The 25,058-nt window shown below is 36.6% G+C and carries 28 protein-coding genes; all 28 read left to right on the top strand.

Going from position 1 to position 25,058, the window contains the following annotated elements:
* The first annotated feature begins 1,456 nt into the window (after positions 1-1,456).
* The 28 genes from P3R27_RS12170 to P3R27_RS12030 all read left to right on the top strand — a co-directional run bounded on the left by P3R27_RS12170 (position 1,457) and on the right by P3R27_RS12030 (position 24,790).
* Complete coding sequence (locus P3R27_RS12170) at positions 1,457-2,950, top strand: primase C-terminal domain-containing protein (RefSeq protein WP_301390148.1); 1,494 nt, start codon at positions 1,457-1,459, stop codon at positions 2,948-2,950.
* A 155-nt stretch (positions 2,951-3,105) separates the two neighbouring features.
* Positions 3,106-3,393, top strand: a complete 288-nt coding sequence (locus P3R27_RS12165) for a hypothetical protein (RefSeq protein WP_034690430.1) — start codon at positions 3,106-3,108, stop codon at positions 3,391-3,393.
* A 992-nt stretch (positions 3,394-4,385) separates the two neighbouring features.
* Positions 4,386-4,763, top strand: coding sequence for a hypothetical protein (locus P3R27_RS12155; protein WP_034690429.1), 378 nt, complete (start codon positions 4,386-4,388; stop codon positions 4,761-4,763).
* A gap of 774 nt (positions 4,764-5,537) precedes the next feature.
* Positions 5,538-5,705 (top strand): hypothetical protein, encoded by a 168-nt coding sequence (locus P3R27_RS12150; RefSeq protein WP_200868982.1) that lies wholly within the window; start codon positions 5,538-5,540, stop codon positions 5,703-5,705.
* 9 nt (positions 5,706-5,714) lie between these two features.
* The gene (locus P3R27_RS12145) at positions 5,715-7,178 is read left to right on the top strand and encodes a hypothetical protein (protein ID WP_301357008.1); all 1,464 of its coding nucleotides are present in this window, start codon (positions 5,715-5,717) and stop codon (positions 7,176-7,178) included.
* On the top strand, positions 7,162-7,443 hold the full coding sequence (locus tag P3R27_RS12140; RefSeq protein WP_301357010.1) for a hypothetical protein: 282 nt from the start codon (positions 7,162-7,164) through the stop codon (positions 7,441-7,443). Before P3R27_RS12145 ends, P3R27_RS12140 begins: the two co-directional genes overlap by 17 nt.
* A gap of 237 nt (positions 7,444-7,680) precedes the next feature.
* Complete coding sequence (locus P3R27_RS12135) at positions 7,681-8,067, top strand: plasmid mobilization protein (protein WP_077152001.1); 387 nt, start codon at positions 7,681-7,683, stop codon at positions 8,065-8,067.
* Position 8,068: 1 nt separating this feature from the next.
* Entirely contained in the window at positions 8,069-9,571 is a 1,503-nt protein-coding gene (locus P3R27_RS12130) for a relaxase/mobilization nuclease domain-containing protein (RefSeq protein ID WP_301357013.1), read from the top strand.
* 65 nt (positions 9,572-9,636) lie between these two features.
* Positions 9,637-9,825 (top strand): type II toxin-antitoxin system HicA family toxin, encoded by a 189-nt coding sequence (locus P3R27_RS12125; RefSeq protein WP_023520664.1) that lies wholly within the window; start codon positions 9,637-9,639, stop codon positions 9,823-9,825.
* Between the two features lie 34 nt (positions 9,826-9,859).
* Positions 9,860-10,246, top strand: a complete 387-nt coding sequence (locus P3R27_RS12120; RefSeq protein ID WP_034690421.1) for a type II toxin-antitoxin system HicB family antitoxin — start codon at positions 9,860-9,862, stop codon at positions 10,244-10,246.
* A 19-nt stretch (positions 10,247-10,265) separates the two neighbouring features.
* Positions 10,266-11,048, top strand: a complete 783-nt coding sequence (locus P3R27_RS12115) for a Fic family protein (protein ID WP_301357017.1) — start codon at positions 10,266-10,268, stop codon at positions 11,046-11,048.
* 102 nt (positions 11,049-11,150) lie between these two features.
* Complete coding sequence (locus P3R27_RS12110; protein ID WP_077151998.1) at positions 11,151-11,627, top strand: hypothetical protein; 477 nt, start codon at positions 11,151-11,153, stop codon at positions 11,625-11,627.
* 100 nt (positions 11,628-11,727) lie between these two features.
* Positions 11,728-13,080 (top strand): DNA cytosine methyltransferase, encoded by a 1,353-nt coding sequence (locus P3R27_RS12105; RefSeq protein WP_301357018.1) that lies wholly within the window; start codon positions 11,728-11,730, stop codon positions 13,078-13,080.
* 102 nt (positions 13,081-13,182) lie between these two features.
* Positions 13,183-13,935 (top strand): DNA-methyltransferase, encoded by a 753-nt coding sequence (locus P3R27_RS12100; RefSeq protein ID WP_301357019.1) that lies wholly within the window; start codon positions 13,183-13,185, stop codon positions 13,933-13,935.
* A 105-nt stretch (positions 13,936-14,040) separates the two neighbouring features.
* Positions 14,041-14,484: a hypothetical protein gene (locus tag P3R27_RS12095; protein ID WP_301357020.1), complete on the top strand. Its 444-nt coding sequence runs from the start codon at positions 14,041-14,043 to the stop codon at positions 14,482-14,484.
* Between the two features lie 150 nt (positions 14,485-14,634).
* Positions 14,635-14,847, top strand: a complete 213-nt coding sequence (locus tag P3R27_RS12090) for a helix-turn-helix domain-containing protein (RefSeq protein ID WP_301357021.1) — start codon at positions 14,635-14,637, stop codon at positions 14,845-14,847.
* 121 nt (positions 14,848-14,968) lie between these two features.
* A complete protein-coding gene (locus tag P3R27_RS12085; RefSeq protein ID WP_301357022.1) occupies positions 14,969-15,700 on the top strand; it encodes a DNA/RNA non-specific endonuclease in 732 nt (243 codons plus the stop codon).
* 64 nt (positions 15,701-15,764) lie between these two features.
* Positions 15,765-16,427: a DUF2786 domain-containing protein gene (locus P3R27_RS12080; protein ID WP_301357023.1), complete on the top strand. Its 663-nt coding sequence runs from the start codon at positions 15,765-15,767 to the stop codon at positions 16,425-16,427.
* A gap of 568 nt (positions 16,428-16,995) precedes the next feature.
* Complete coding sequence (locus P3R27_RS12075; protein ID WP_034690777.1) at positions 16,996-17,319, top strand: LPXTG cell wall anchor domain-containing protein; 324 nt, start codon at positions 16,996-16,998, stop codon at positions 17,317-17,319.
* Between the two features lie 26 nt (positions 17,320-17,345).
* A complete protein-coding gene (locus P3R27_RS12070) occupies positions 17,346-18,158 on the top strand; it encodes a WxL domain-containing protein (protein WP_301357024.1) in 813 nt (270 codons plus the stop codon).
* Between the two features lie 86 nt (positions 18,159-18,244).
* The gene (locus P3R27_RS12065) at positions 18,245-19,300 is read left to right on the top strand and encodes a WxLIP family cell surface protein (protein WP_404830959.1); all 1,056 of its coding nucleotides are present in this window, start codon (positions 18,245-18,247) and stop codon (positions 19,298-19,300) included.
* Between the two features lie 15 nt (positions 19,301-19,315).
* Positions 19,316-21,790, top strand: coding sequence for a WxL domain-containing protein (locus P3R27_RS12060; protein ID WP_301357026.1), 2,475 nt, complete (start codon positions 19,316-19,318; stop codon positions 21,788-21,790).
* A gap of 73 nt (positions 21,791-21,863) precedes the next feature.
* Positions 21,864-22,874, top strand: coding sequence for a helix-turn-helix domain-containing protein (locus P3R27_RS12055; protein WP_301357027.1), 1,011 nt, complete (start codon positions 21,864-21,866; stop codon positions 22,872-22,874).
* Positions 22,875-23,039: a hypothetical protein gene (locus tag P3R27_RS12050; protein ID WP_161633748.1), complete on the top strand. Its 165-nt coding sequence runs from the start codon at positions 22,875-22,877 to the stop codon at positions 23,037-23,039.
* Between the two features lie 51 nt (positions 23,040-23,090).
* A complete protein-coding gene (locus P3R27_RS12045; RefSeq protein WP_301357029.1) occupies positions 23,091-23,438 on the top strand; it encodes a DUF7006 family protein in 348 nt (115 codons plus the stop codon).
* A gap of 193 nt (positions 23,439-23,631) precedes the next feature.
* Positions 23,632-23,931, top strand: a complete 300-nt coding sequence (locus P3R27_RS12040; protein WP_301357031.1) for an LPD1 domain-containing protein — start codon at positions 23,632-23,634, stop codon at positions 23,929-23,931.
* 291 nt (positions 23,932-24,222) lie between these two features.
* Complete coding sequence (locus P3R27_RS12035; RefSeq protein WP_034690769.1) at positions 24,223-24,519, top strand: type II toxin-antitoxin system RelB/DinJ family antitoxin; 297 nt, start codon at positions 24,223-24,225, stop codon at positions 24,517-24,519.
* Complete coding sequence (locus tag P3R27_RS12030) at positions 24,506-24,790, top strand: type II toxin-antitoxin system RelE/ParE family toxin (RefSeq protein ID WP_126133857.1); 285 nt, start codon at positions 24,506-24,508, stop codon at positions 24,788-24,790. The genes P3R27_RS12035 and P3R27_RS12030 overlap by 14 nt, the downstream gene beginning before the upstream one ends.
* The last annotated feature ends 268 nt before the right edge of the window (positions 24,791-25,058 follow it).

Raw genomic sequence — 25,058 nt, 5'->3', positions numbered from 1 at the left:
ATTTTCAAATTATCTACTACTTTAATTTCTATATTTAAGTACTACTATATTTCGATGGAAATGAGTACACATAAATGATTGAAACCAATTAGTAGGAAACATTTAAAATGGCAGTGGATGTTTTTATGACCTTTAGGCTAAAGTATAGTCATATTAAAATAAGAAAGATATCTTTATCAAGATAATCTTGGGTAGTAATTAAAAGAGATAAAAAGTTTAATATGGTAGTAAATAATCAATGATTAAGGTAGTAGTTAATATAAAAAAACAACTAATAATGGTAGTAGGTAATAATTATCTTAGGTAGTACATATATTGAATTAGAGTAGTGAATAATAGATGATAATGGTAGTAGTTAATAGAATTATGGTTTAAGTAATTAATATCATTACTTAAATATTTAAAGTAGTAGGTAATTTAAAAATTCTAAAATTGTAATTAGTTAAGGATTCGAAAAAATAAAATATCTACTACTATTATTATTCAATTAACTACTACCTCAATTAATAAAAATTAATGGTAGTATAAAATTACTTATAAAAGTAGTAGATAATATAATATAAATATGGATAAGGTAGTACTTAATATAAAATTAAAGTAGTAGATAATTGAAAGAGAATAAAATTGATGTAGTATATTATTTTTAATAAGGGTAGTAAATAATGATGTTTAAAATATATTTAAGGTAGTATATAATATATTTTAGGAGATTTAGTACTTGAACTAAAAGTGGTTATCAGATATTCTTACTTATGAAACCTAAAGCAGAAAAAAGGGACCGAAAAATAAGTGAGTTGGACCTCATCTATTCTTCTGAATCACATACAGCAACTATGTGTTCACGCTTGTCTGATGATTTTCTAAGTCACTGAGGGAACACAAAAAAAGATTTTTATATAAGAAGAATAATGAGTTTAAGTAGGTATATATTTAGTGTTCTAGAAAGATTCCTTTTTTTAAATTAAAATATGCTCCAATAGTTATGTTCTATTAACGGAAAATCATATTCCTTATTTAGAACCCACTTGTTAAGGTTACGAAAAGGTTGATATGTAGGCATTCTTTCTTATAGCAGATGTTTTTCTATTAAACTTGTTATTTACAGATTTAAGATTTATGAGGTAAGATATATTAGAAAATTACATAAAAAAAGAGACGGAAATAAAAGATTCTACCAAAATCTATTATTTCTGAATCACATGAAAGGCCCATGTGTTCACGCTCGTCTCAAGAATATGTAAGTAGCTACCAACTACTTATATTTAAAAGGATTCGGAAATCAATTCCGATTGCCTTTATTCTAACAAAAAAAGGCGAGCAACTCAACATAAAAACGTTTATTTGATGTGCTTTTTAAGAGTATATTAATCAACATTGATGAGAGAACACATAGTATAGCTGTTTCGGCAGTTATTGGATGTGTTCTCTTTTAATTTGTGGGAAGGATGTAAAGTTGATGTTGATTAATCTATATACAACGCTTTTGAAAAGCGGTATTCGAACATATAAATATCGAAACAGCACCATTAAGCCTATTCAGTATGAAGATATCAGTAGGAATGGTGCTATCTTTGCGTACCGTACGAAACAATTAATGAACGCTGGACGTGGAATGGTGATCACATCTGAAGAAGCGATTCTTGAAAATGAAAATAAGCTTACACATTGGACGCCGAATGTGTATCGATATGGAACGTATGCTGACGAAAATCGCTCAGTAGTTAAGGGACATTCTGAAAATAATTTAAGCCAAATCAATACTTTTGTTGTTGATATCGATACGAAAGATAATCACGAAGGTGAGATCGTTCTTGCTTGTTTAGATCAGATTGGTTATATGCCAACAATGATTTTAGAGTCTGATCATGGCTATCAAGTGTATTTCGCATTAAGTAGCCCAGCTTACGTAACGAAAAAGAGCAACTTCAAAGTAGTCGAAGTAGCAAAACGTATTTCTGCAACGATTCGTAAGCAATTAGCAAAGCAATTACCTGGAATCGATGTGGGCTGTAATCACTTTGGAATTGCACGTTTTCCAAACAAAAAAAATATAGTTTTTTACGAGAAAGCTTATCAATACGCATTTTCAGAATGGTTGAATTGGTCAATGAAAACAGCTTCTAGTCAAAAAACTGAAGCGGAACGAAAAGCTAAAATTGTTGTTTTCCCTGAGAAAAAAGAGTATCGACAAGTGGATGAACCCTGGTTCGATCTATTATTACGTAAAGCAGATATTATCGGTGGAGAGGGCCGTTTAGGTCGAAATAATGTGATTTTCACATTGGCTCTTGCTTATTTCTCTTCAGGATATGCGCTGGAAACATGTGAATACAACATGTTCGAGTTTAATGAGCGACTAAATGAACCTTTGACTGAAGCGGAAGTAAGAAAAATCGTTATGAGCGCTTATTCTGGAATGTACCAGGCAGCACAACGTGATTTTGTTTTAGAGCTGTGCCAGCAATGGATTTCTGCAGGACTGCAAGAGAAAGATTTGTTTATTCAACGTCGTGGTTGGTGGAAATTTAAAAAGCCAAGAGAACAAAGAAAATATAGTCATAAAAAAGAATGGAAAGAAGATCTATTGGCTTATCTAAGCGAAAAAAGTCATGCTAGTGAGCCTTATTTGAATATGTCAAAAAAAGAGTTGGCTTCAGAACTCACGATGCCCAAGCGAACACTTGATAAGATCTTAACCGAGTTAAGGGAGGAGAATAAGGTTTTCTACAAGGTAACACGAGGAAGAAATGGTGGAATGATCATTGCTTCAGTCAAAATGTTGTTCATGAGGATCCTCCAATTAAGAAAAGAAAACAGATTAGCTTATTCAACAAGGATCACAGAGGTATTTGAATTAAACGGGAGCTTGGTAGAAGAGACATTTAAACAATTATCAGCTACCTTGCCCCTCCTTAAAGAAGTGAATCTTTTTGAATTAGATACAGGGTAAAAATAAAAGGTGCAAATTGCCTTTTACAATATATCTTTGATACTGTTCCTTTTCTTCTTGGAGTTTTTTAGTTGTCCGCTGCTTGCTTTGTTTTACGAAGAGGGGTAATATTATCGCATATGCAATAATATGTCTTGAAGGAGGACTTACTGACCATGAGTGTCAATGCTTATGTTTATCCTTATCCTATCAATGTTTTTATTATCGGTGTCTTAGGGATGACTGTAGAACAATTTTGTGAGATTCATGATTATAGACAGTCTACTGTGGCAAGTTGGGTGACCCGAAATCGTTCTGTAGCAACGTTACCTTGCGATTTTTTGTACTGTTTAAGTTTATCATCGGGGCAGTCTATGGGGAGTGTTTATGATGAATTATTAGCCTTGGAGGATAAGTTTTTAAAAGGATTAAATCCAAAAAAGAAAAAGGAAAATATCGATTAATTTTTGTTTGATTTTGAAGAAAAAGGAGGAAACTCTCTTTTTTCTTTTCTTGCTATGTATTATTTATAAATTAGGTGAATAACTTGGATCACTTTTGTATTTTTAAGAAATACAAAAGTGATCCAAGTATGTTGAGGTATCAAATGTCAGAGTTTATTATAAGCTAAAAGAAATATATAGGGAAAAATACTTTCAAAAGCCAAAGCAGAAAAGGAAACTAGTACGGTAGTTATTTTTGAAGATATAGGGAATTACGGAATCGACGCAGCTAATGAATTATATAAAACAATCCTAAAAGCATACCAAAAGCAAAAACAGAAAAAGTTGATAATATTCACAACCTTATTTTTGTCTATGTTAAGAACTGGTTTATTGAATATCCTATCGCAGTTAAGAAATTTGTAGAATCAACTGAAGGATTACCAGAAGTACCAATGCATAATTGGGTTGAAGGAATTGACTAGATAAATTTGTATGTTTTAGATCTAGGAATGTCTCCGCGAAGCTGTAGTTTCTGTTTTGACTGATGATCAATTAAGAACCTATTTGTCTAATCTATAAAATAGGCTACTTCACCAGGTGTTCCAGAAGTGATTAAATTATTCAGACTGTACAAAGTAATATCCGCAGTAGTTTTAATTTTATTCCCATGATAGTCTGTCATGTTAACAATAAATTCTACTTCTTTTTTGTAATTTTTGGCTTTTTGTAGGGCTACTTCCTTGTCCGCTGGAGTTAATGATTTGTAATATTCAATTCTAATTCTGAACAAGGTGAATAATAAGTTGAAATTAAATATTGGCCGAGAGTCTAATATTTCACCAAGCTTGTTGCAGGACTCTTCTGCTTTAGCTAATAGATCAAAATCAATATTATTTGGATCTAAAACTGCATGATCGATAAATGAATCGGTTATGTTAGAGAGTGCCGCAGGAAGTACGTGTAAATATTGACAATCAATTGAGCTGATATTAGCTAATTTAGAAAGTCAGTTGATCAATCAAAAGCAGCAACAAGTACAAGAAGAAAAATTGCGACACCAGCAAGCGTTACAGAATATAGAAAAGTCCTTTACCACACAGCTTGAAGGAGAAACTGAAGCAATTCAAAATAGCTATAAAGAAACGGTTGATCAGACAATCAAAAAAGAGTATGAACAACAAACGGAGCAACTGTCTCGTGTATTACAAGGGAAAATGGATGAACTAAAACTTCGGCAACATACGGTAAATACAGGTTTAGAAGCGAACTTTAAGGAGATTTTGGAAACATTTAACCGTGAGCATACACAAGTGATTCATGAGGTGGAGCAAAAAAAGCAACAGTCTCCAATCAGTTTAGAAGAAAGGCGATTGAGATTACAGGCTTAAACGGATAAAGAAAAGAAATTTCACCTTAAATTTTTGACGAAAAACGAAGAAAATCGTTGGAGAAACACTATCTGGAACAAACGTTTATTTATAGAGGTGAGGTAGTGTCCATATAGTTTTTTTTTTGATATCGTGTTATAATGCAAATGAAAAGAGGAGTTGCGCAAACAACTCCCCTTAGGATAGCACCGTTTAAGTCGGTGGCATAGTTGAATCAGTTACAAAGAATAACCGTTAAACTGGCCAAAGTTTATGATACGGTTATTTTTTGTCGTTTTTGTTGTTGCTGATTGTAAGGACCAATGTTGCGAAAGCTAACGCAAACATTAGTGCTTCATAAACAGACACGCTTATTCCTTTCTAGGGATAAAGCCGAAAAACAACATAGGCGTCACCCCATTTCTGTTGGGATTAGCCACCGCATAAACTTTACTATCTAATTCGCATTATATCATAAGCACCAGTCTCAAATCCTTGTTTTTAGGTATTTGGGCTGGCTTTTTTATTTATCTTGTTTAAGCATGGAACATTTTGAAAAAGTAAAATAGATTCAACTAGAGAAGCAAGAGTAGTGTTTGCTTCTCTTATAGGAGGGAAATGGAAGCGTGTGCCGTTAAAAGAGAAAGAATCTAGTATCGATTAATATGAGTAATTTATTGTTCAAGAAGTCAGATCCAATCCTTAATTTTTCAAGGAATGAATCTGACTTCTTTTTGTTTGGATCTAATATTACCTCAGAAAAAAAATTATTTTCATTATGGAAGGAGCATATTTATGGCTAACTACAATCCAAATCGATTGATGGAGATGGCCAAACAAAAGAATATTTTGGATGTGGCTAGTTCTTTAGGACTAGAGTTAAAACGTGCAGGGTATCTAGTCGGAAACGGGGTAGAACAACCCAATAGTGTATTTGTGTCATTGTTTCAATATGCAGCATAGGCGTTAGGTGTGCCATATGAAATAATCGATGAGGCGTTTTTTACACAAACGCCTCTTTCAGAAGAGGAGTTATTTGATGTTTCTTATTTATTTAACCCCAATGCACAAATTATTACCAAACAAGATTTACCAATTGTTCCAATAACTATCGATTTTTATTCGATGTGCCTTGCCCTGTTTGAAGAACTTCCCGCTTCATTTTGGAAGGAATACGTAAAGGCAGAGGCAATACTGCCTGAAACAAAATTGGATGCTTATGATCTTGAAAAGCTCTTGCAAGCGTTTGTCCAACAAGTATGGTTGAAGACAAAAGAAAGCATAGGAAAACCTGAAGGGAATGAAATTGAAAAAGCACGTCAAATGTTTTTGGCATATTTTTATCGAAATGATCAAAAGTTTTATCGAAAAGAAACGCAGGATATGTTGCTTGGTTTGTTAGAAAATAAAATAGCGGAACAAGTAGAAGAAGCTTTTGTTATTGATGATCACTTTCAAAAATTGTTAGATGAAGGAGATTCAAATAGTATCAGTTCCTATGTTACGGATCACTTAACTGACTGGACAGATGAAAAAAATTATCTACGCTTTTTAAGAAGTATACCTAAGACAAAAAATTTATCGTTAGTGAATCAGTTGTTGCTTCTTTATCAACGTGCAGAAGCAGTTGAATCCAAAGAAGTTCATGATTGGATTCGAGAAAATAGGACGTTGAAGAATAATGCGGAGCCTGTCTTTCTATTTGGAGGAAACCAACAAAAAGTGAATAGTGAAACTGGGGAGATCCTAAAAGAAAAACAAACGCAGCTTACACCAATCACTCATGCCCCAATCGTTCCATATTTTGAAAAAACGGAAACGCAAGGAAAAGAAGAAACTAAAAAAATAGAAACGAGTCCGAAAGAAGTTTTCGCTATCTTAGAAAAGATTGCGAATCGTACAATTATTTTTGAAGAAAGAGAAGAATCAGTCCTTGAAGATCATACGATTCGAATAAAAGCGAATCAGGGAGAAGAACAAACACTTGGTGATTTGATTGTTTGCCTTTTAGAAAAAGAGAAACAATCGTCAGAAGAGATTATTCGATTTGAAAATGAAAGTATCGCTTCTATTGTGATGACTGTTTTTTCTTTTAATCCTTTGCCGCTTAATTTGAGTTTGTTAAGTCAGTTACGATCAATGAATAACGGAAAAGTGAAATTACAACAATTGTTTACTGACTTGATTGTTCGAAGCGATACCTTTTTACAAAAGATTGCTGCGCATATGTATGAAAAGGAAACAGAATCGGTTCGACCAACATTAGAAGAAGAAATTAGACGTGCGCGAGAACTTCAAAGTCGAGCAATGGACAATGTCGCAACAGACAAGGCGAATAAAAAAGAAGAACGATCTGAGGAAGATTATAGTTTAGCGGATACTTTAGAAAAATTAAAAGGTAATTCAGAAAGTAGCGAAGATGATAAAACTGATTAAAAAGCGACCTTTGTGTCTGTATTATCTTTGGAAAGTTTGTCAGCGATTTGAACGAGACGAATCTCAAGAACTTATTCTTCCACCATTAAAAGCAGTGATTGGTCAGTTGCAATCAGAAAGACGAAACTTAGAAAAAGTTGAGAAAGAATCAATCGCTATTCACATTTCTAGTCTTGCTTTGTTAGAGGAAATACTAAAAAATGAATCTGAACAATCATTTAGAAAGTTCATTTCGGATCTCGAAGAATTCGGAAAAGGTCAATGATGTAATGAAAGAAAATGGGGTTTGGGGCATGCCCCAAGTTTAAAACCAAAAAAGAGGAAACTCGTAAATCGTAGATTTTCGGGATTCCCTTCTTTTTTGGTTTTTCGTGAGGTGGTACCACCTCGCTATGCTTGCCACTGTCGAAACTCCGCCCCTCCTGGGCGGAAGATTTTGGTTCGGGAGTGGGCAAGGCATAGCCTTGCGAAGCATTAAGTGATTATCGTAGGAGAGATTCAAATGGATAAAAAAAACTTGTTCCGTAATGAAATAATAAAAGTATATGTTACTGAAGAAGAAAAGCAACGAATTAAGAAAAATATGAACTTAGCGAGAATAGGAACAATGACTAATTATATTCGTCTAATGGCCCTTAACGGATGGGTAATCAATATAGATTTTACAGATTTGAAGGAAGCTTTAGGTGAAACGGGGCAATATGTTTCTGAGTTGAATATGATCGGCAATAATATCAACCAGATTGCCCATAAATTAAATCAGACAGATCTTGTAGAAAAAGAAGATATCCAATATCTCGTTTCAGAGTTCGCGAAAATGCAAAACAACTATGTACGTTCACAAGACATTTTGCTACAAGAAATTCAGAAGCTAACGAGGAGGGAGTGAAGTGCCAACGACTAAAACGCTCACGATTAAGCAAGAAAGATATCTAAAAGAGGCGATAAGATACATTCTAGATCCAGAAAAAACAAAAAATCAAACTTTAACGAGTGGTCATAAAGTTAACGCCGTGAACAATGCTTTTTTTGAAATGAACTTAACAAGAACATTGGCTCAAAGAGTCCGTGGAAAAATGAATAAAAAAAAGACTGAGGAAGTAATTGCAAGACATATTGTTCAATCGTTCGATCCTGAAGACAATCTCACACCTGAAGAAGTTCATGAAATTGGAAGACAGACAGCGCTCGACTTTTTAGGTGAAGACTATGAATTTATCATTGCGACCCATGTAGATAAAGAACACTTGCATAACCATATTATTTTTAATACAACCTCAAGTGTCGATTTAACGAAGTTTCGCTGGCAACGAGGAACAGCGGCTCATTTAAGAAATTACTCCGATAAGGTAGCGGACTATCACGGCGCAATGATCCTCGATACGCCTAAAAGAAACTCACATAAAAAGTATCAAGAATATCGAAGAAAGAATGCGTATCGAGTTGAATTAAAAGAACGGTTAAATTTTTTGCTTACCCATAGTACAAGCTGGGATGATTTTTTAGTGAAGGCAAGGCTTCTAAATATTGATGTTGACCCTAATCATAATTCAGAAGAATATGGGAAAGTGATCAACTACAAATTATTGGATCTACCACAAAAACGTCCAGCTCGTGATTATACGATAAATAAAAAACAACGAATCTACAATGAAGAAAATATTATCGAGCGGGTAAGTAAAAATAAACCGGAAGCGGTTTTCAATGCAATGGATATTGCAAAAAAATATGTCGAACAAAAAGCAGAAAAAGAATCTTTACCCGATCTAACCTTTGTCATTGAACCCTGGCAAATACAAAGAGACACCATGACAGGGATTTATGTTGAGATTGCCTATGGTCGGTATGAAACAGGTGTGGTCAAAGTTCCTGATTACATGTTAGAGAAATTGGAAGACGGACGCTACGAGGCGCATTTTAATTACAAAGATATTTTTTATTTTTGGAGTGATGAAAAAGGACAAAAAAATAAATTTGTTAAGGGAGCGTCTTTAGCAAATTATCTTTCTGGAGAAAGCGGACTGTTTCCAAAACGAAAAAATTCTGCTATTCAAAACGTCCGAGAAATGGTTACAGCTTTAAATATTTTGTCAACCCGTCAAGTAAGCAGCGATCAACTACCACATGTTTTAGGGAAAGACTTTTATGATAATTATGAAATTGTGCAAGAGGCAAGAGAAACTTTGGACGACAAGTTATTTCGAGCGAACGAAAAACTAAAGTATGATCCGTCCAATCTTGAACAAATAGAAAAAGTAAAATCCTTACATGGTGAGAAAAAAGAACTTGAAAAACAAGTAAAGTTGCTTGAGAAACAATTAAAAACTTACGATGCAGCATTGAGTATTTTGACAGAAAAGGCAGTATCCGATTCGGTTGATCTTGATAAATAGACACGAAAAAACTTTACAGTACGCCCTGTACGTGCTATAATATTATTGTCAGGAGGTAGCTTGAAATGCCCATGACAATTAGAGAAGCAGAGAAATTACTCAAAGATGCTGGCTTTGTTGAAGTGAAGGGTGGAAAGGGGTCACACAGGAAATTTATAAAGAAAAATTTTCCTAGACCAGTTATTCTTACCAGTCATTCAAAAGAGTTATCTAGAAGAGTAGAGGATTCTGTTCGAAAAGCAGTGGGCAAATAAGCCCACTGTGTCTATAAGAAAGAGAGGGATAGAAATGAAAAAAGTTTATCCAGCTATATTTGAAAAAGATCCTGTTGGATACGGAATTTATTTTCCTGATGTTGAAGGAGCGGTCACGCAATCGGAAGATATCGCCCAAGGATTAGAACTTGCGGCAGATGCGTTAGGTATTATGCTTGGAGACCTAGTCGAAAAAAATATGCCTTTGCCAACACCTACGGCTATCAATGCCCTTTCTGTAAACCCTGAAACAGAATTTGCGACATTGATTTCTGTCGACTTAAATGATTATTTAAAAGATGTCCAACTTGATAAAAAAACAATCAAAATTCCACATTGGTTGAACGTGCGTGCAACGAATGAAGGAATTAATTTTTCTAAAACGATGACTGAAGCATTAGCTCAAAAATTAAATGTCTGATAATGGAGGTGGGCAACTTATGGATACGACGGCACTCGCAAAATTCATTCAATCGTTGGGTAGTTTGAATAATTACGGCAGCTCTGTTTATCAAACGAAAAAAGCGTTAGATTTAAAATCTACGAAACCACTCCGTCAAAATAGAGATGATATAGCTATTTTTGTGGATAGTTTAAAAGGGATCAATGCGATAAAAGAAAAAGGTTTTTCTGTAGATGGTATTATCGAAGTGAACAAGCAATTTGATTCACCGTCTGAAGAACAGCCCAAATTACCTGGTCATTTGCGAAATTCATATTACAATGAAGATGATCGGATAGCTATTGTTCTTGATCAAGCTAGTCAAGAACACTATTTCCCTAAAGAGATTATTTCTAGGAACGATTTACAAGAAATCGTGGATCAGTTTGAACAATCTGAACGAACAGAAAAAGATGCCTGGTGGGTTTTCGCTAGACTGGCTAAATTACAGGCTTTTCAAGATGGCAACAAGCGTACAGCGTTAATTTCAGCCAATGCTGCATACGGCACATTGGACAGCGAAAACTATTTGATGGTTCCTTTTCATGATATAAAACGTTTAGAGTTTACTTTTAATCTGATGTCATTCTATCGAGCAAAGGATCATTTAGAAGAAGAACAAGCATTTGAGGGATTGTATCGTACATTACCTTCGAAAAAAGAACGTGAGTTGTATTTGCGTCAACCGATTGAAGAGCGCAATGTGGCCCAAGATCTTTCTACTTTTCGAGTAAAATCTGAACTTCGATCAACGGAAAAAGACAATGAGCCAGAGCTGTGAAGGAAAAATCATGGTACAACTTATAATAAAAATAATGATGACATAAAAGCATTTCCTACTCATTTTTGAGAGGTAATGCTTTTTTGTATTATGGAGGGACGAATGGAACTTTTTGATGTGGCCAAATATCAATTGCCCAAGGATGTGGATATAGAATGGGAAACCACCAAAGAAAAATTCAGTATATTTCTATCAGAGTATAAAAATTTACGAGAAAAAGTTGGGATTCCAGCTACTCCGAGGATTCAAGAAACATATTCGATGATACACAGAGAAAATGTTTCACCAGAAGTAATTAATGATCCATTGTATAAAGAGTTTGAGTATTTGCACAGACTATTTATAAAAGGGTATCTCTCAATCAATCACCCTTATAAGCCTGAAATTACTGATCGAAGAAGGAAAATATTTTTACTTAGATATTTTTATGGCTTGTCAATATCATTAGTCAGCGAGCGAGTTCATTATCAGAAGAATATTATTTTGATTGACTCAAAAAAATCGCTCATTCAGTTTACGTCTGCAATCCAATTACTGGATCAAAAAAAGAGTAGTCTTAAAGCAGAAACCAAAATCTAACCATTTCTGAGACTTTTGAATGCCCTTCTTTCACCCGCACTTTTATTATTCTTATCTTACAAGCTTGAATAAAGAACACAGCTGTGGGAAAGAATATTGAATGAAACAATCGAAACAACTAACTTTTATTGATTTATTTGCGGGTGTAGGCGGTTTTCGGATGGGAATGGAAAAAGCGGGACATAGATGTGTCGGCTTTTGTGAAATTGATAAATATGCTAGACAGAGTTACAAAGCAATCTTTAATACTGAAAATGAGGTGGAAATGCATGATATTACAAGGATCTCAGACGACACTATTCGAGAATTCGGACGTGTGGACATTATCACAGGAGGATTTCCTTGCCAAGCTTTCAGTTCTGCAGGAAAAAGACGAGGTTTCGCAGATACTAGAGGAACTCTCTTTTTTGAGATTGCACGCTTCGCACATATTTTGCGACCTAGCATTTTATTCCTTGAAAACGTCAAAGGATTGCTCAACCACAATGGCGGAGCTACGTTTGAAACAATCCTCAGAACACTGGATGAGCTGGGGTATGACGTGGCATGGCAAGTGCTTAACAGCAAGGATTTTGTCCCGCAAAACCGAGAACGTGTCTTTATTGTCGGACATTTTAGAGAGTCAGGTGCCAGAAAGTTTTTACCTCTCACAGGAGAAGAAAAATCAGTTGATCAAGAATCAGCAAAAATCAATATAGCTGGGACGACAAATAAACGAAATAACTTAAATACAAATTTGCGAGAACGAACCTATTATACTAACGGATTAATGGGAACTTTAACGGCTACTGATTATAAAATGCCAAAACAAATTGTAGTCGGAAATGTAAATCCTTGTGAGTATGGTATGAATGGTCAGGTTAGTAGTACAGAAGGAATCGCTCCAACTCTTACGACAAACAAAGGAGAAGGAAATAAGGTAGCGATTCCTATAATATCGCCAGATAAAGATGAAGTTAGACAAAATGGACGAAGAATAAAAAATAATGGAGAAGAAATGTTCACACTTACCGCACAAGATCGCCACGGAATCATAGTAGAAGGAAAGATTGATGGACGTTATCGATCAGCGGTCAGTGTCTATTCTCCTGAAGGGATTTGTCCAACGTTAAATACCATGCAAGGAGGTGGTCAGCAGCCGAAAATTGTTGTGAATGAAATACGAAAAAATTTGGATGAGGAGCAAAATAATTTAGCACAGAGAGATTTTCAGGTTCGTAAATTAACACCTTTAGAGTGCTGGAGGCTTCAATCGTTTCCAGATTGGGCATTTCTAGCAGCCAAATTCGGCAGCAAACAAGTTGCACAAAGAATTTTGGTTGAACGTATGGATCATTATTATAACTCTCCCTTTGAGCAGAAGGTTTCTGACAGCCAACTATATAAACAAGCAGGAAATAGTGTGACAATAGATGTAATCTACTTTATTGCGAAGCATTTCCATCTTTCATAGGCGTTTAAGCAGACTCAACAGGGAATAGCTACCTTGTATAGTAAATGTATCAAGACTTGACTAAACCATTGGATTCAGGCCTGAATCATAGAGGAGAAACCTATGATTCAAAAAGATACGATTTACTTTGAAGATTGCTTAGAAGGAATGAAAAAAATTCCGGATGGATCGATCGATACGATCATTTGCGACTTGCCATATGGAACTACTGCTTGTTCCTGGGATACTATTTTGCCCTGGGAAGAATTGTGGTCACAATACTTGCGTGTAGTCAAAGAGAATAGTGCGATCGTTTTGTTTGGAGCGGAACCATTTTCTACACAGTTACGTATGAGTAACTTTAAACAATATAAATATGATTGGTACTGGGTTAAAAATACCGTAACTGGCTTTGCCTTTGCCAAAAAACAGCCAATGCGTTCAATTGAGACGATCTCTGTTTTTTCAAAAGGGTCACCTATTTATTATCCTCAAGGGTTGGAGAGGATGAAACAACCACTTATAAAGAAGAAAAATGAGACTGAAGGGAATTATAATACGAGTTCTCTTTCAGGCAAAGAATATTACCAAGAGTATACAGGATATCCGAATAATATTTTGAGATTTGACAAAGAGTCAATGAACACGTTCCACCCTACGCAAAAACCGGTACGTTTACTTGAATATCTGATACAAACTTACACACAAAAAGGAGATCTTGTATTAGATAATTGTATGGGGAGTGGGACAACTGCGATTGCTTGTATCAATACTGAGCGACACTATATTGGTTTTGAAACTAACTTGGATTACTATACTAAGTCTATAGAAAGAATTCAGAATAATGTCACGCAGATGGATCTTTTCAACTACTGATACCTCCTGAAAAAGAGAATAAACCAATTGATAATGACGGTTTACCGTGCTATAATATTTATAGACGGTAAACCGTCTATAAATTGTTTTGGGAGGTTACGTTAATTGTTAGAGGAAGCAAAAAGTAGACTAGTAGAAGAAGCAAAGAAACGTTTGGATATATTATCGATCGAGGACTATGTTAGAGCAGGATTCGGGAAAGGAGAGATCTATTGTTCTAAGAGAACTGCAATAATGGTTAATGGTAAGAAGTTTGTACTACCAGTTATCTATAGCGTGACAGATCAACAAAAGAAAATAATTGATAAATACGAGAAAAAATATGGGTTTGTTGTGTTTCATATAATAGAAACAAGTACTAAGCATGGATTGCTATTGACTTTACTTCAGGTCAGTCCACATGAGTTTGAGTGGGAAAATGATAGAGAAGAATTACAGGAACAAAAAATAATGCTGTGTTTCACTGTAAACGTCGATTATGAGGAATATTCTGAGTTTAGCTGGTGTTGCTTCAACGAGGTAGGAGGTGGCTTATTATTACAAGGATAACTATAGCAGTAAAAAAATGCTTACCCTGCGGACACAGAATAAGCACAAAGTAACAAAACCATAGACCGGATTTGCTACTACTCAAAATATATCATAAAAGTGAGTAGTAGCAAATAATAATAGCTACACTCCAACTCTGGAGGAATAACTATGTATGCGAACAAAGAAAAAATTCAATGGTTACTGACGAAAAGTGGGAAATCAATAGCTGAATTAAGTAAAAGATCCGGTGTTGCAAAGATGACAATCTCGGATCTTAAACATGGAAAGTCGTCGATTGATAGAATGCGCTTTGATAATGCTTATTTGCTTACTAAACTAGCAGAGAAGCTGATGGCTGAAGAGAGTGACGAAAAGAGTTAGAGTCCTGTCACTATTGACCTATAGAAGAAAAAGGATCGACCGGCTACTAAAAGAGCATGGAAATATTTATTTTAAGGACAATCGAGAAATCCGTAATTATATGAAATAAAAGGAGATTGATATGAAACCTAAGTCAAAATTCATACTCGCAGCATTGTTCAGTTTGTTTGGGGTTACTGCTTCTTTGATGGACTTATCTGAACTCGATGTTCAGTTGCCTAGCTTTTTCGGTGATTGGGCCTATCAGGAAGAAATCTCAGCTGAAGAGGTTGAAAATCTACCTGATTTTGATGGTCAGAATGTTGTCATTCAAGTAAACGGAAATTATCCGAGTTTTACAGCTGAAGAGATGTCGATGGATGCTGGGACCTGGCAAACATTTTCGGATCTCGATTCACTAAATCGTGTCGGTGTTGCAGATGCACTGTTACATCGATCGATGATGCCGACAGAAGAACGAGGGGATATCTCAAACGTATACCCTACTGGTTGGAATCAAAAAAAGCTTGAAAATAATGTTTGGCTCTATAATAGAAGCCATTTAATTGGATTTCAGATGACCGGTGAGAATGATAACTGGAAAAACTTGTTTACCGGCACACAACAACTGAACCAGATCCACATGGTTCAATTTGAAAATGAAGTGGCCAACTATTTAAGAAAAACCAATAACCACGTCCGTTATCGAGTCACTCCGATATTCAGAGAGCGAGAATTATTGCCCAGGGCGATTCAAATGGAAGCACGCAGCGTTGAAACCAATGATATTCAATTCAATGTGTTAATCCACAACGTGCAAGATGGGTTATCTATTGATTACAGTACAGGCAAAGCGAGTATAAATTTAAGTTGAGAAGGTATTTAATATTTCTGTTTTCGCGATATTAAACTAGAAAATATATAAAAGGTGAAATTATATGGATGAAAAAGCAAAACAAAAAATTGTTAAGTTACTTGCTTTAGCAAATGATGCAAACGATGAGGAATCAATGTCAGCACTAGCAAAAGCGCAAGAGTTGATGTTCCAGCACAATATAGATGAAGAAGATGTCTTTAGTTATAAGCAGGAACAAAAAACGGAGACAGTGATTAATACGATCATATACGAGGGACGTCCTCAAAAATGGCTCTATCGACTTGCTTTGATCATTGCTAAGAACTTTCGAGTTCGTTATTACTATGTATCGGGTCCTCCAATTGAACTCCATTTCGTTGGAATCGAATCAGATGTTCAAATCGCTCAGATTACATTTGAATATGCTCGTGGAAGTGCCAGCTATTGTGCTAGGCAATTTTTACAATTACCGGAGATACGTCGGAAATACAAGTGGAAATGGCAGCTGAAGCAAGATTATCTTGAAGGCTATTTACGTGGGTTGACTGAAACTTTCAAGAAGCAGGTGCTAACAAACGGCTATGAACTTGCCTTACAAGTACCGGAAGTTGTAGAAATTGCAGTTGAAAAGATTGGGCTTGTTCCTGGAAAAGACACGTCCCATGACGTAAAAGATAGAGAAGCATTTTACTCCGGATATGCAGATGGGGTCCGCTTTATTGACAAAGATAGACTAACTGTTTGAAGATATTCAAATAAAGTATCAAAGTATATGCCATGGGAAATATTATTGAGAGGAATAATAATGGAATGTATGAGGTCAGAAACTTAAAAGTTTTTGGCGTATTTTTAAATGCTCATTGCTTAACACTTTCAGTAGTTCAATCAATAGAATTCAATAAGATAGAAAAGATGTCCAACAGAGTATAGTCTATTGAACTCCTGATAATCATCCGATAAGTCTACTTGAACATATTTTTGAACGAAACACGCCTTTATAAAAAAATATTCTCTCAGGTTTTAAACAAGACGTGAAAAAGAAAAAACAAATTTTTCGCTACCCTATGAAAAAATTGTTTTTTTATAAATATATAATCTGTTATTATTACTGAAACAATAGATTTATAAAAACTATAATCATTGCGAATTAATTCTCAAAAATCTTCGTTTTTGATAATGATAATATGTTATTTATCTTCTTTAATTGGAAACCTAATTTAATCACTTTTTCAAGACATCTGATGCGAGCGGATGTCTTTTTTTTTCGTCTCCTTAAAAACGAAGATTTTTGAGACAAACCAAGGAGGAGGGAAATGAAAAGGAAAAACACTCGTTGGCTTTTGATCGCTTTATTGATCCTTTCATTCTTAACCAAACCAACACATGCACAAGAAATCCAACAAGTGGAAACAAATGGATCCATCGGCTTTACCGGTGTCTATGAACCGATCGGTTCACCTGATCCGCTACCGCCTGAAACGATTGTCAAACCACCCCTATCCGAAGTGGCGAAACCAGGCGGATTGTTGCCACAAACCAATGAGGCAAGTTCTTTTTGGCCAGTATGGTTAGGAATGCTTCTTCTCAGTTTCGTGTTCCTTTTATGGAAACGAAAAAACAAACAGACACAAAAATAAACCAATAAGAAAGTAGGAATTATCACATGAAATTAGTACGATTAGCGACCATTGCCGCATTGTCCACAACGATTTTAGCAGGAGGGGCTACAGCGGCCTTTGCCGAAGAAGCAAGAGAAGTCAAGACCGACGGTCAAATCCAATTCACCCCAGCAACAGAGGAAGACGGCGAGTTAGAGGTAATTCCTCCGGAAAGACCTGACAATGGTGGACCAGATGTAGAGATCAATCCAGAAGTGCCTGGAACAACAGGTCCCTTATCCATCGTGAAAGCTGCAACGATGAATTTCGGCTCACAAGTGATCTCAAACCAAGACCAAACGTACAATATGGTGGCAGAAATGCAACAATTACGTGGAACAGAAGGAGACGAAAACAAAGTACCTTACGTTTCATTTGCTCAAGTACAAGATTTACGGGGAACCAATGCTGGTTGGGATCTACAAGTAAGCCTAAGTGATTTCACCTCAAACACACAAAACAATGTGTTAACAGGTGCCCAAATTGCTTTGATGGATCCAACGATTCAGTATGAAGGAAATAATCAAGCCAATGCACCTGAAGCACACGCAACTGGTTTGACCTTGATGCCAAATGGAGCAGCACGCTCAGTTATGACTGCAGCACAAAGCAAAGGTGCCGGTGCTTCTTCTGTTGTCTGGGGCGATCAAGCAGACCTAGATGCACAATTTGCGGATGAGAATCAAAAGATTGTCGAAAACAAAGCGATCAAACTATCGATTCCAGGTGCGACTGCAAAAGACGCAACAACCTATACTTCTACTTTAACTTGGGAATTGACGACGACTCCGGGTGAGGATGCAGGAGAAGACGCGTAAGTTACTAAACGAAACTTGATGAGAAACTCTTGGCAGCGTCGCAATTCTTTTTGTGACGCTGTTTTTTTAAGAAAGGAGACTTTATGTTGACCCAGTACCCTCTAAATCGTCAAAAAGCCACTTCGTGGCTCTATCCAGTAATTGCCTTGTTCTTGTTCTTTTTTCCAATCATAGGAAAAGCTGATGAAGGAACGTTAAACTTCCATGTCACGCCTGAATTCCCACAAAGTCAGATCGAAGGATCGGATCGCTACTTTGATTTGAATTTGAACCCTGGTCAAACAGAGTCACTCACCTTGACCTTACAAAATGCGAGTAATGAACCGATTCGTATACAAGTCACTCCACATACCGCCTACACCAACGTTCATGGAGTTGTCGAGTATGGCAAAGATGCGACAGAGCCAGATAATACATTGTCTCACACATTGGATGCATTGATCGAACCCACCGACATCATAGAACTTGCGGGAAATGAAACAAAGACTGTGACTGTTCCCATACATATGCCCACAGAATCCTTTGAAGGATTTCTTGCAGGTGGTTTGCGTGTTCAAGAAGTCAAAGAAGAACAAGAAGAAGCCGCAAGTACAGAAGAGGGTGTAGCGATCAAGAATGAATTTGCTTATGTGATCGGTGTCGTGATCAGTAATACGCGTGATTCGGTCCAGCCGGACCTAAACTTAGTAGATGTTTTTGCGGATCAGTTGAACTATCGCAATGTGATCAGTGCGAACTTACAAAACACCACATCAACATTCATCAATCGTTTGGCTGTGGAAGCGAAGATCCAACGAGAAGGAGAAGAAGAAGTTCTTTATCAAGCCAACGAAGAGCAGATGCAGATGGCGCCAAATTCCAACTTCAATTTTCCGATTTCACTAGAAGGGGATCGTTTCCAAGCAGGGAACTATGTTCTGACGTTAAAAGCTGTGTCTGGTGAAGAAGAATGGGAGTGGACACGTCCGTTTACGATCGATGGTGATCAAGCACGCGCGTTGAATCAACAAGATGTCACGATCGATACCAGTATCAACTGGTGGTTTATCGGAGCGAGCCTTTTGATCCTTGTTTTGTTTGCGATCATCATCTATTTGATTGTTCAAAAGAAACGAAGCACTGAGAAAGAACAACCAAACTAGGAGGAAAGAAGCCAAATGAAGAGTAAGAAAATCAAAGGGATGCTTGTATTGGGCGTGACTGTTTTAGCCCTGCAGGCAGTCTGCATGCCAGTAGGCATGGTTTATGCAGAAACGACAGCTAGTGAAGAAGAAGCACCAAAACAAGCAGCGCTTCCAACTGCGCCCAATCTTTTAGAAGCAAGTGAAGAAAAAGATCCTCGCTTTTTCTTTCAACGATCCCAGATGACAGGCACGGTCAATGAGCCAATCAACGTAACGATTTCTTCTGATCAGGAAGTGTCTGAAGTACGGGTGAAATTACCAGAAGCCGCACAAGTACTCAACGAACAACTGCCAATCGGTGTTTCAATGGAACAAGATCAACACACTAAAGAGTGGTTGATCCAAGCGCAACGTGCTCAAAATACGTTTGTTCTTCCTTTATTATTTGAATCCGAAGGAAACTACGAATTGTCTGTGGAAGATGTAAAGGCAACTGTAGAGATCCAAGAACAGACAATCAATGATAACGTAAACCCACTCCAAGATTTGGAACAGTCTGAGGCTTCTTTAGAAAATAATGAATCAATTGAAGAAGATCATGTGAAAGATGATTCTTTGGAAGAGGCGAATACAAGTGAAGAAATTCCCAGTACAAAATCAAGCGTAAATGTTTCTACGTGGGCACAATATGCGGCGGCAATCAACAATCGAAGTGTGACAGTAATTAATGTGACAGCTAACATCTCTGGAAATACTACCTTGAATAATATCACTCGAAATCTGACTATCAATGGGAATGGTTTTACGATCAATTCTCAGAACCAATCCTATACTCTAGCTGCTGCAAATCTTGAATTAGCGGTTAGAAATGCAACGATTGTTTCTACTAGACGTTTGGACTCCGCAGTTTTTACTACAAATTCGAGTGCTGCTCTTGCTACTTTTCGATTTTCCGATTTGACGTTCAATAGTCTCAATAGATTTGTAGGAACGAGTAATGGTTCACATGGCAGTGTCATAACAACAATCTTAGATGGAGGGAATTTTGACTTTTCAATTCCTAATACAAGTGAAAATTTCAATGCTGTTCTGGGGGGGGTACGAAGAATTATAATTACAAATGACGCCAAAGTAATCTCACGTGGCCGACGCCTATCAACTGCCCTATCAGCTCAAACAGATGCTCAAGCACAAGATATGACTTTTCAAATTGAAGAAGGATCTTCTCTTATTACCGATGCTTCGTTGGATGCAACAACATATAATATTTTGGGAACTATAGAGGGAGCTAGACTACAGGGACATAGAAATGCAATTCCAATAATTATTAACTTGAGGGAAACTGGTTCCCTATATTTAAGCAATTCCAACAATAACTTTGATTTATTTGCAGGAAGTAGCAATGTTACTTTGAATATTTCGAAATATTCAACCTTTGATTTTTCTCAATTAAGTGGAAGGCGGTTAATTGAAAATAGAAACATCAATGTATATTTCGATTCAGAAAGTTTAGCGCTTTGGGATCTAGGACTACAAGAAGAAGAAAAAGCGTCAATGGTATTTTCTGATATTGAAGCAACTCTATCTGGTGTTAATGCGTCGATTATTGGTACCACAACGAATGACCGATTTCAAACACTTTACGACTCTTCTGGATTAGCTGCCTACTCCCGAATGAGCAATCGCCCGGTTGAAGAAATGACACGCTCCGTTATCGCAAAGTATTTGGATACCAATGGGAGTGAGATTGCAGATACTGAAGTGATCACGGGACTGCTCGGTGAGAATTATCTGACAAAAAGTAAACAGATTTCTGGTTATCAGCTGATCGAGAGACCTTCCAATGAATCAGGTCAATTTTCCCGAGAGATGATTGAGGTTTCTTATATCTATGAGGAGGCACATGTTGCGCCAGTAGATCCTTTAGATCCAGAAGTCGAGGTCGATCCAGAAAACAAACCCGAACTTCCTGAAGAGCAGGGACGCTTGAGTATCGACTTTGTTTCACAATTCAACTTTGGGACACAATCGATCTCGGCGACGGATCAAACGTATTTTGCCCAACCGCAACGGCTACTGAATCAAGATGGGACGGTCAATGAGACCGAAGAACGCCCCAACTATATCCAAGTCAGTGACCGTCGATCAGACACCGAACGCCATGGCTGGCAATTAGCCGTGACACAAAATACACAATTTGAAAATGAAGCGAACCATCAGTTGACGGGTGCCCAATTGCGCTTGACGAACCAACAGCTAGCGACCGCACAAGACGGCAGTGCACCTGAACTCCAACAGACGAATCCATTGGCATTGATTCCCGGTGTGAAACGGGTCTTATTGATGGCTCAAGGGGAGGAAGGACAAGGCACTTGGATCTATCGTTTCGGGGATCTTGATACGGCATCGGAAAGTGTGGCACTTACCGTACCCAAAGGAGCGACGCCCGAAGCAACAGCCTATAAAGCAACATTGACATGGGAATTAAGTGCCGTTCCTGGCAATTAACAAAAAGGAGAAAGAGAGAGTTCTCTTTCTCCTTTTTCCTTTTTAAAGAATGACTGAACTGGAGGTGACACCTATGCATACGCTCTTTTATCAACTGATCCAGAAAGCCGAAACTAAACGATGGTTTCTCCTTTTAGAACAATTTGAAGAACGACAGACTGTGACCGCCAAAGAATTAGCCCGTCGGGCTGATTGCACATACCGGACGATCCAAAAGGATATTAAGCAGTTGAAACAGTATTTCGAGAAAACGATCCGTCTGCTAGGCAACGAGGATGGGTTTCATTTTTCTTTTCAAGAACCAACCATCTACCGGCAGAAAAAACAAGCACTGCTAAAAACCGAACCATTGTTTTTCTTTGTGGATCAGTTAGTTCAAGGAAATAGCCAAACCAATCAAGAGTGGGAAGAATGGTTATCGCTCTCCCCGGCTCGCTTTGGGCGGATCAAACGAAGACTGATTCACACGCTAGAAACGCAGTATCACGTGACCCTTTCGGGCAGAGACAATCAATTCCAAGGGACCGAGCCAGCCATTCGGCAATTGATGTATGATTTTTATTTCGGACTGCCGCTGTTGCCAAAAGGCATCAGAAGAAATTGCGCTTCTGACTCACTAAAAAGCGTACTCGTTCGGTCTACTGAATGGTTACTGGATCCATTACGATTGAAGCAGTGGCACCAAATTGCTTGTTGGCGAATGGTTCAAGGCAAACCATTGCCGCCCCAAAAGGGGCGCATACCAGTTGCTTTAGCGACAGCCTTTGATGCGCAAATCACGAGTTCGTTGCCGGTACAGGAAAAAGCAGCCTTATTTTTACTAAGCTTAAAGGGAGAACAATTCTTATCCCCTTTTTGGCAAAAGACTTTTATTCGTCAGTTTTCTTCGACGAGTGAGAAACATAAGCCAATAAAGGATGTCGATGATCTAACAGTCTCTTTCTTAGAAACGATCGTTTCTTTACACTGTTTGTTCTTTCCCTTACCATACCCAGAAACAAAAGAAGGCGACTCGACAGAAGCGCTTGATCAGACAGCGCTCTTTGAGCAGACGAAACACAACTACTTCGCACAGAAAAAGTAATTGGCCCATTCAATACAATTGACTTTTCAGTTAACAGGAAGCAGTGCGTTACAAGAGTGGATCAAAAGGACGATTCGAAAGCAATTAGAAGAAATCGGCTACTGCCTTTTAGAAAATCGTTCGCTTACTCCTTATATTCGTCAGGCGATCGAACGAATCAGGTAGCGAATTTTTGACTGATTCACTACCCAAGCAATAAAGAAAAGGGGAAAGCTAATGACAAAATTTGCGACAACTGAAGAATACATGAGGTATTTTCAAATATTACTTGAGCAAGTAAAACCAGATAGAAATGAATTGCGCGATTACTTAACAGTGCAGTACGAAGAGTTAAAGCAATTGATTGCAGGTCTATCAGAAGAAACATTTTGGCAAGTAAATCCTAAGATTCTAGGGATCGATGCTAAACTTGCGTTACTTAGTGAGTTGCTTCCATTTGAGGATTTTTCCAATGAAGAACTTATTCGATTCGTTGAGCAGGACTATCAATCGTACTACAAGGAATTGTGTGGGGATGACCTGAAAACGAAGACCCGACCTTCGATGTTTTTTACGATTCTTTAAAATGAAATTTAATATGATATTTTAAGTTGTAAGGTCCAACACATTTTTGAAAATTTTCTTTTCCATCCAGAAAAAGAAAAATACAAATTATCTTTAGGGTCAAAAACTTTTGAGTTTTTGATCCTTTTTAAATTGCTTTTTTTATAGCTCCTTCAGCAGCTCAGTTAATTAGGTTCAGCTAAGTACTCAAGTTGTGGATTTTAAGCCAATTGTTAAAAGATATAGAGAAAACCTTTCACTTAACGGCAAAGGCAGCTACGTAGCCGAAAAGGCAGGATATTACACGGCTCCTACAGAAGTATTCGCCAGAGCCTTTGAGTTATATGTGAACGAAGCTGGATTGAATAGTATTTTTCTTAAATCAAAAGAGACTTATGCAACAAAAATTGAATATGCTTTATATGATCAGAATATGCGTGATAAGCTCACAACTTTTTTTGACCGTGCCTTTCCGAATTTGAAAACGGCAGTCTTAAATAGACACGATTGTTAGAATCTTTAATTACAAATTTAACGAGCATGTATTAAATTGTGGTAGATTATTATTTTTCAAAAAAATAAACTAGAACAAAAGTACAAGAAAGAAGGACGATAATTTTAATTTACTAAAAATAATTTACTGGATTCAGATAATCTACTTCCTGATTTAGCAAAAGAAAGGATAAAAGCTACAAATAATAAATTTGATTTTTAAACAAAACGAACTAATTGCATACATATGACGCCTTATGTATACAATTAGTTCGTTTTGTGTTATAATAATCCTATAGAAGGAGGGGATATTATGGCAACTATCAGAATTGATGATGACTTAAAACAAGATGCAGATAAAATGTTTGATGAAGTTGGAATGAATACATCCGTCGCAGTTAAAATATTTTTAACTAAATTTGTAAAAACTGGTAAATTCCCGTTTGATATTGAGACACTGTCTTACCAACCAACAAATGAAACTTTACAAGCTTTTAAAGAAACTGAAACCTTAATAGCACATAATGATCTAGTCAATAAGGAAGATTTAAACAGCTATTTTAGTAGAATGAAAAAAGAAGCCGTTGAGGAAGAGCATGCTGAATTATAAAACGACAACACGATTTGATAAAGATGTGAAAAAGTTGATTAAGCAAGGAAAGCCTATAAAAAAGTTACAACGTGCTATGGAACTACTTATTAATGAAGAAGAATTAGGAACTGAATATAAGCTTCACCCATTGGAACCTAAAAATCAAATTCCCAAACGTTGGGACATACACATAGGTGGCAGAAATAGTGATTGGGTTGTAGTTTTTTACTATTACGATAAAACAATTATTTTTGAAAGAACGGGTAGTCATTCTGATATATTTAGATAGTTTAAAAAATAGATGGGTCAGAAACTTTTTTAGTTTTTGATCCTTTTTCTGATTCTCACACTTTAGAACTTTTATCAGCTTACTTAATAAAACTTAGTTATATTTATATTAATTATTTCTTTATGATATTTAGATAGGTCTAACAGAGTATAGTCTAATGAACTCCTGATAATCATCCGATAAGTCTACTTGAACTTGTTTTTAAACGAAACACGCCTTTATAAAAAAATATTCTCTCAGGTTTTAAACAAGACGTTAAAAAGAAAAA

The sequence above is a fragment of the Enterococcus spodopteracolus genome (genome assembly GCF_030441955.1).
In the GTDB taxonomy this organism is placed as follows: Bacteria; Bacillota; Bacilli; order Lactobacillales; family Enterococcaceae; genus Enterococcus_B; species Enterococcus_B spodopteracolus.
This window is presented reverse-complemented; position numbering and strand designations above follow the sequence as displayed.

Coding starts and splice junctions, on each gene's coding strand:
- P3R27_RS12170 (WP_301390148.1), top strand. CDS start 1,457: ATGTTGATTAATCTATATACAACGCTTTTGAAAAGCGGTATTCGAACA.
- P3R27_RS12165 (WP_034690430.1), top strand. CDS start 3,106: ATGAGTGTCAATGCTTATGTTTATCCTTATCCTATCAATGTTTTTATT.
- P3R27_RS12150 (WP_200868982.1), top strand. CDS start 5,538: ATGGCTAACTACAATCCAAATCGATTGATGGAGATGGCCAAACAAAAG.
- P3R27_RS12140 (WP_301357010.1), top strand. CDS start 7,162: ATGATAAAACTGATTAAAAAGCGACCTTTGTGTCTGTATTATCTTTGG.
- P3R27_RS12135 (WP_077152001.1), top strand. CDS start 7,681: ATGGATAAAAAAAACTTGTTCCGTAATGAAATAATAAAAGTATATGTT.
- P3R27_RS12125 (WP_023520664.1), top strand. CDS start 9,637: ATGCCCATGACAATTAGAGAAGCAGAGAAATTACTCAAAGATGCTGGC.
- P3R27_RS12120 (WP_034690421.1), top strand. CDS start 9,860: ATGAAAAAAGTTTATCCAGCTATATTTGAAAAAGATCCTGTTGGATAC.
- P3R27_RS12115 (WP_301357017.1), top strand. CDS start 10,266: ATGGATACGACGGCACTCGCAAAATTCATTCAATCGTTGGGTAGTTTG.
- P3R27_RS12110 (WP_077151998.1), top strand. CDS start 11,151: ATGGAACTTTTTGATGTGGCCAAATATCAATTGCCCAAGGATGTGGAT.
- P3R27_RS12105 (WP_301357018.1), top strand. CDS start 11,728: ATGAAACAATCGAAACAACTAACTTTTATTGATTTATTTGCGGGTGTA.
- P3R27_RS12100 (WP_301357019.1), top strand. CDS start 13,183: ATGATTCAAAAAGATACGATTTACTTTGAAGATTGCTTAGAAGGAATG.
- P3R27_RS12090 (WP_301357021.1), top strand. CDS start 14,635: ATGTATGCGAACAAAGAAAAAATTCAATGGTTACTGACGAAAAGTGGG.
- P3R27_RS12085 (WP_301357022.1), top strand. CDS start 14,969: ATGAAACCTAAGTCAAAATTCATACTCGCAGCATTGTTCAGTTTGTTT.
- P3R27_RS12080 (WP_301357023.1), top strand. CDS start 15,765: ATGGATGAAAAAGCAAAACAAAAAATTGTTAAGTTACTTGCTTTAGCA.
- P3R27_RS12075 (WP_034690777.1), top strand. CDS start 16,996: ATGAAAAGGAAAAACACTCGTTGGCTTTTGATCGCTTTATTGATCCTT.
- P3R27_RS12070 (WP_301357024.1), top strand. CDS start 17,346: ATGAAATTAGTACGATTAGCGACCATTGCCGCATTGTCCACAACGATT.
- P3R27_RS12060 (WP_301357026.1), top strand. CDS start 19,316: ATGAAGAGTAAGAAAATCAAAGGGATGCTTGTATTGGGCGTGACTGTT.
- P3R27_RS12055 (WP_301357027.1), top strand. CDS start 21,864: ATGCATACGCTCTTTTATCAACTGATCCAGAAAGCCGAAACTAAACGA.
- P3R27_RS12045 (WP_301357029.1), top strand. CDS start 23,091: ATGACAAAATTTGCGACAACTGAAGAATACATGAGGTATTTTCAAATA.
- P3R27_RS12035 (WP_034690769.1), top strand. CDS start 24,223: ATGGCAACTATCAGAATTGATGATGACTTAAAACAAGATGCAGATAAA.
- P3R27_RS12030 (WP_126133857.1), top strand. CDS start 24,506: ATGCTGAATTATAAAACGACAACACGATTTGATAAAGATGTGAAAAAG.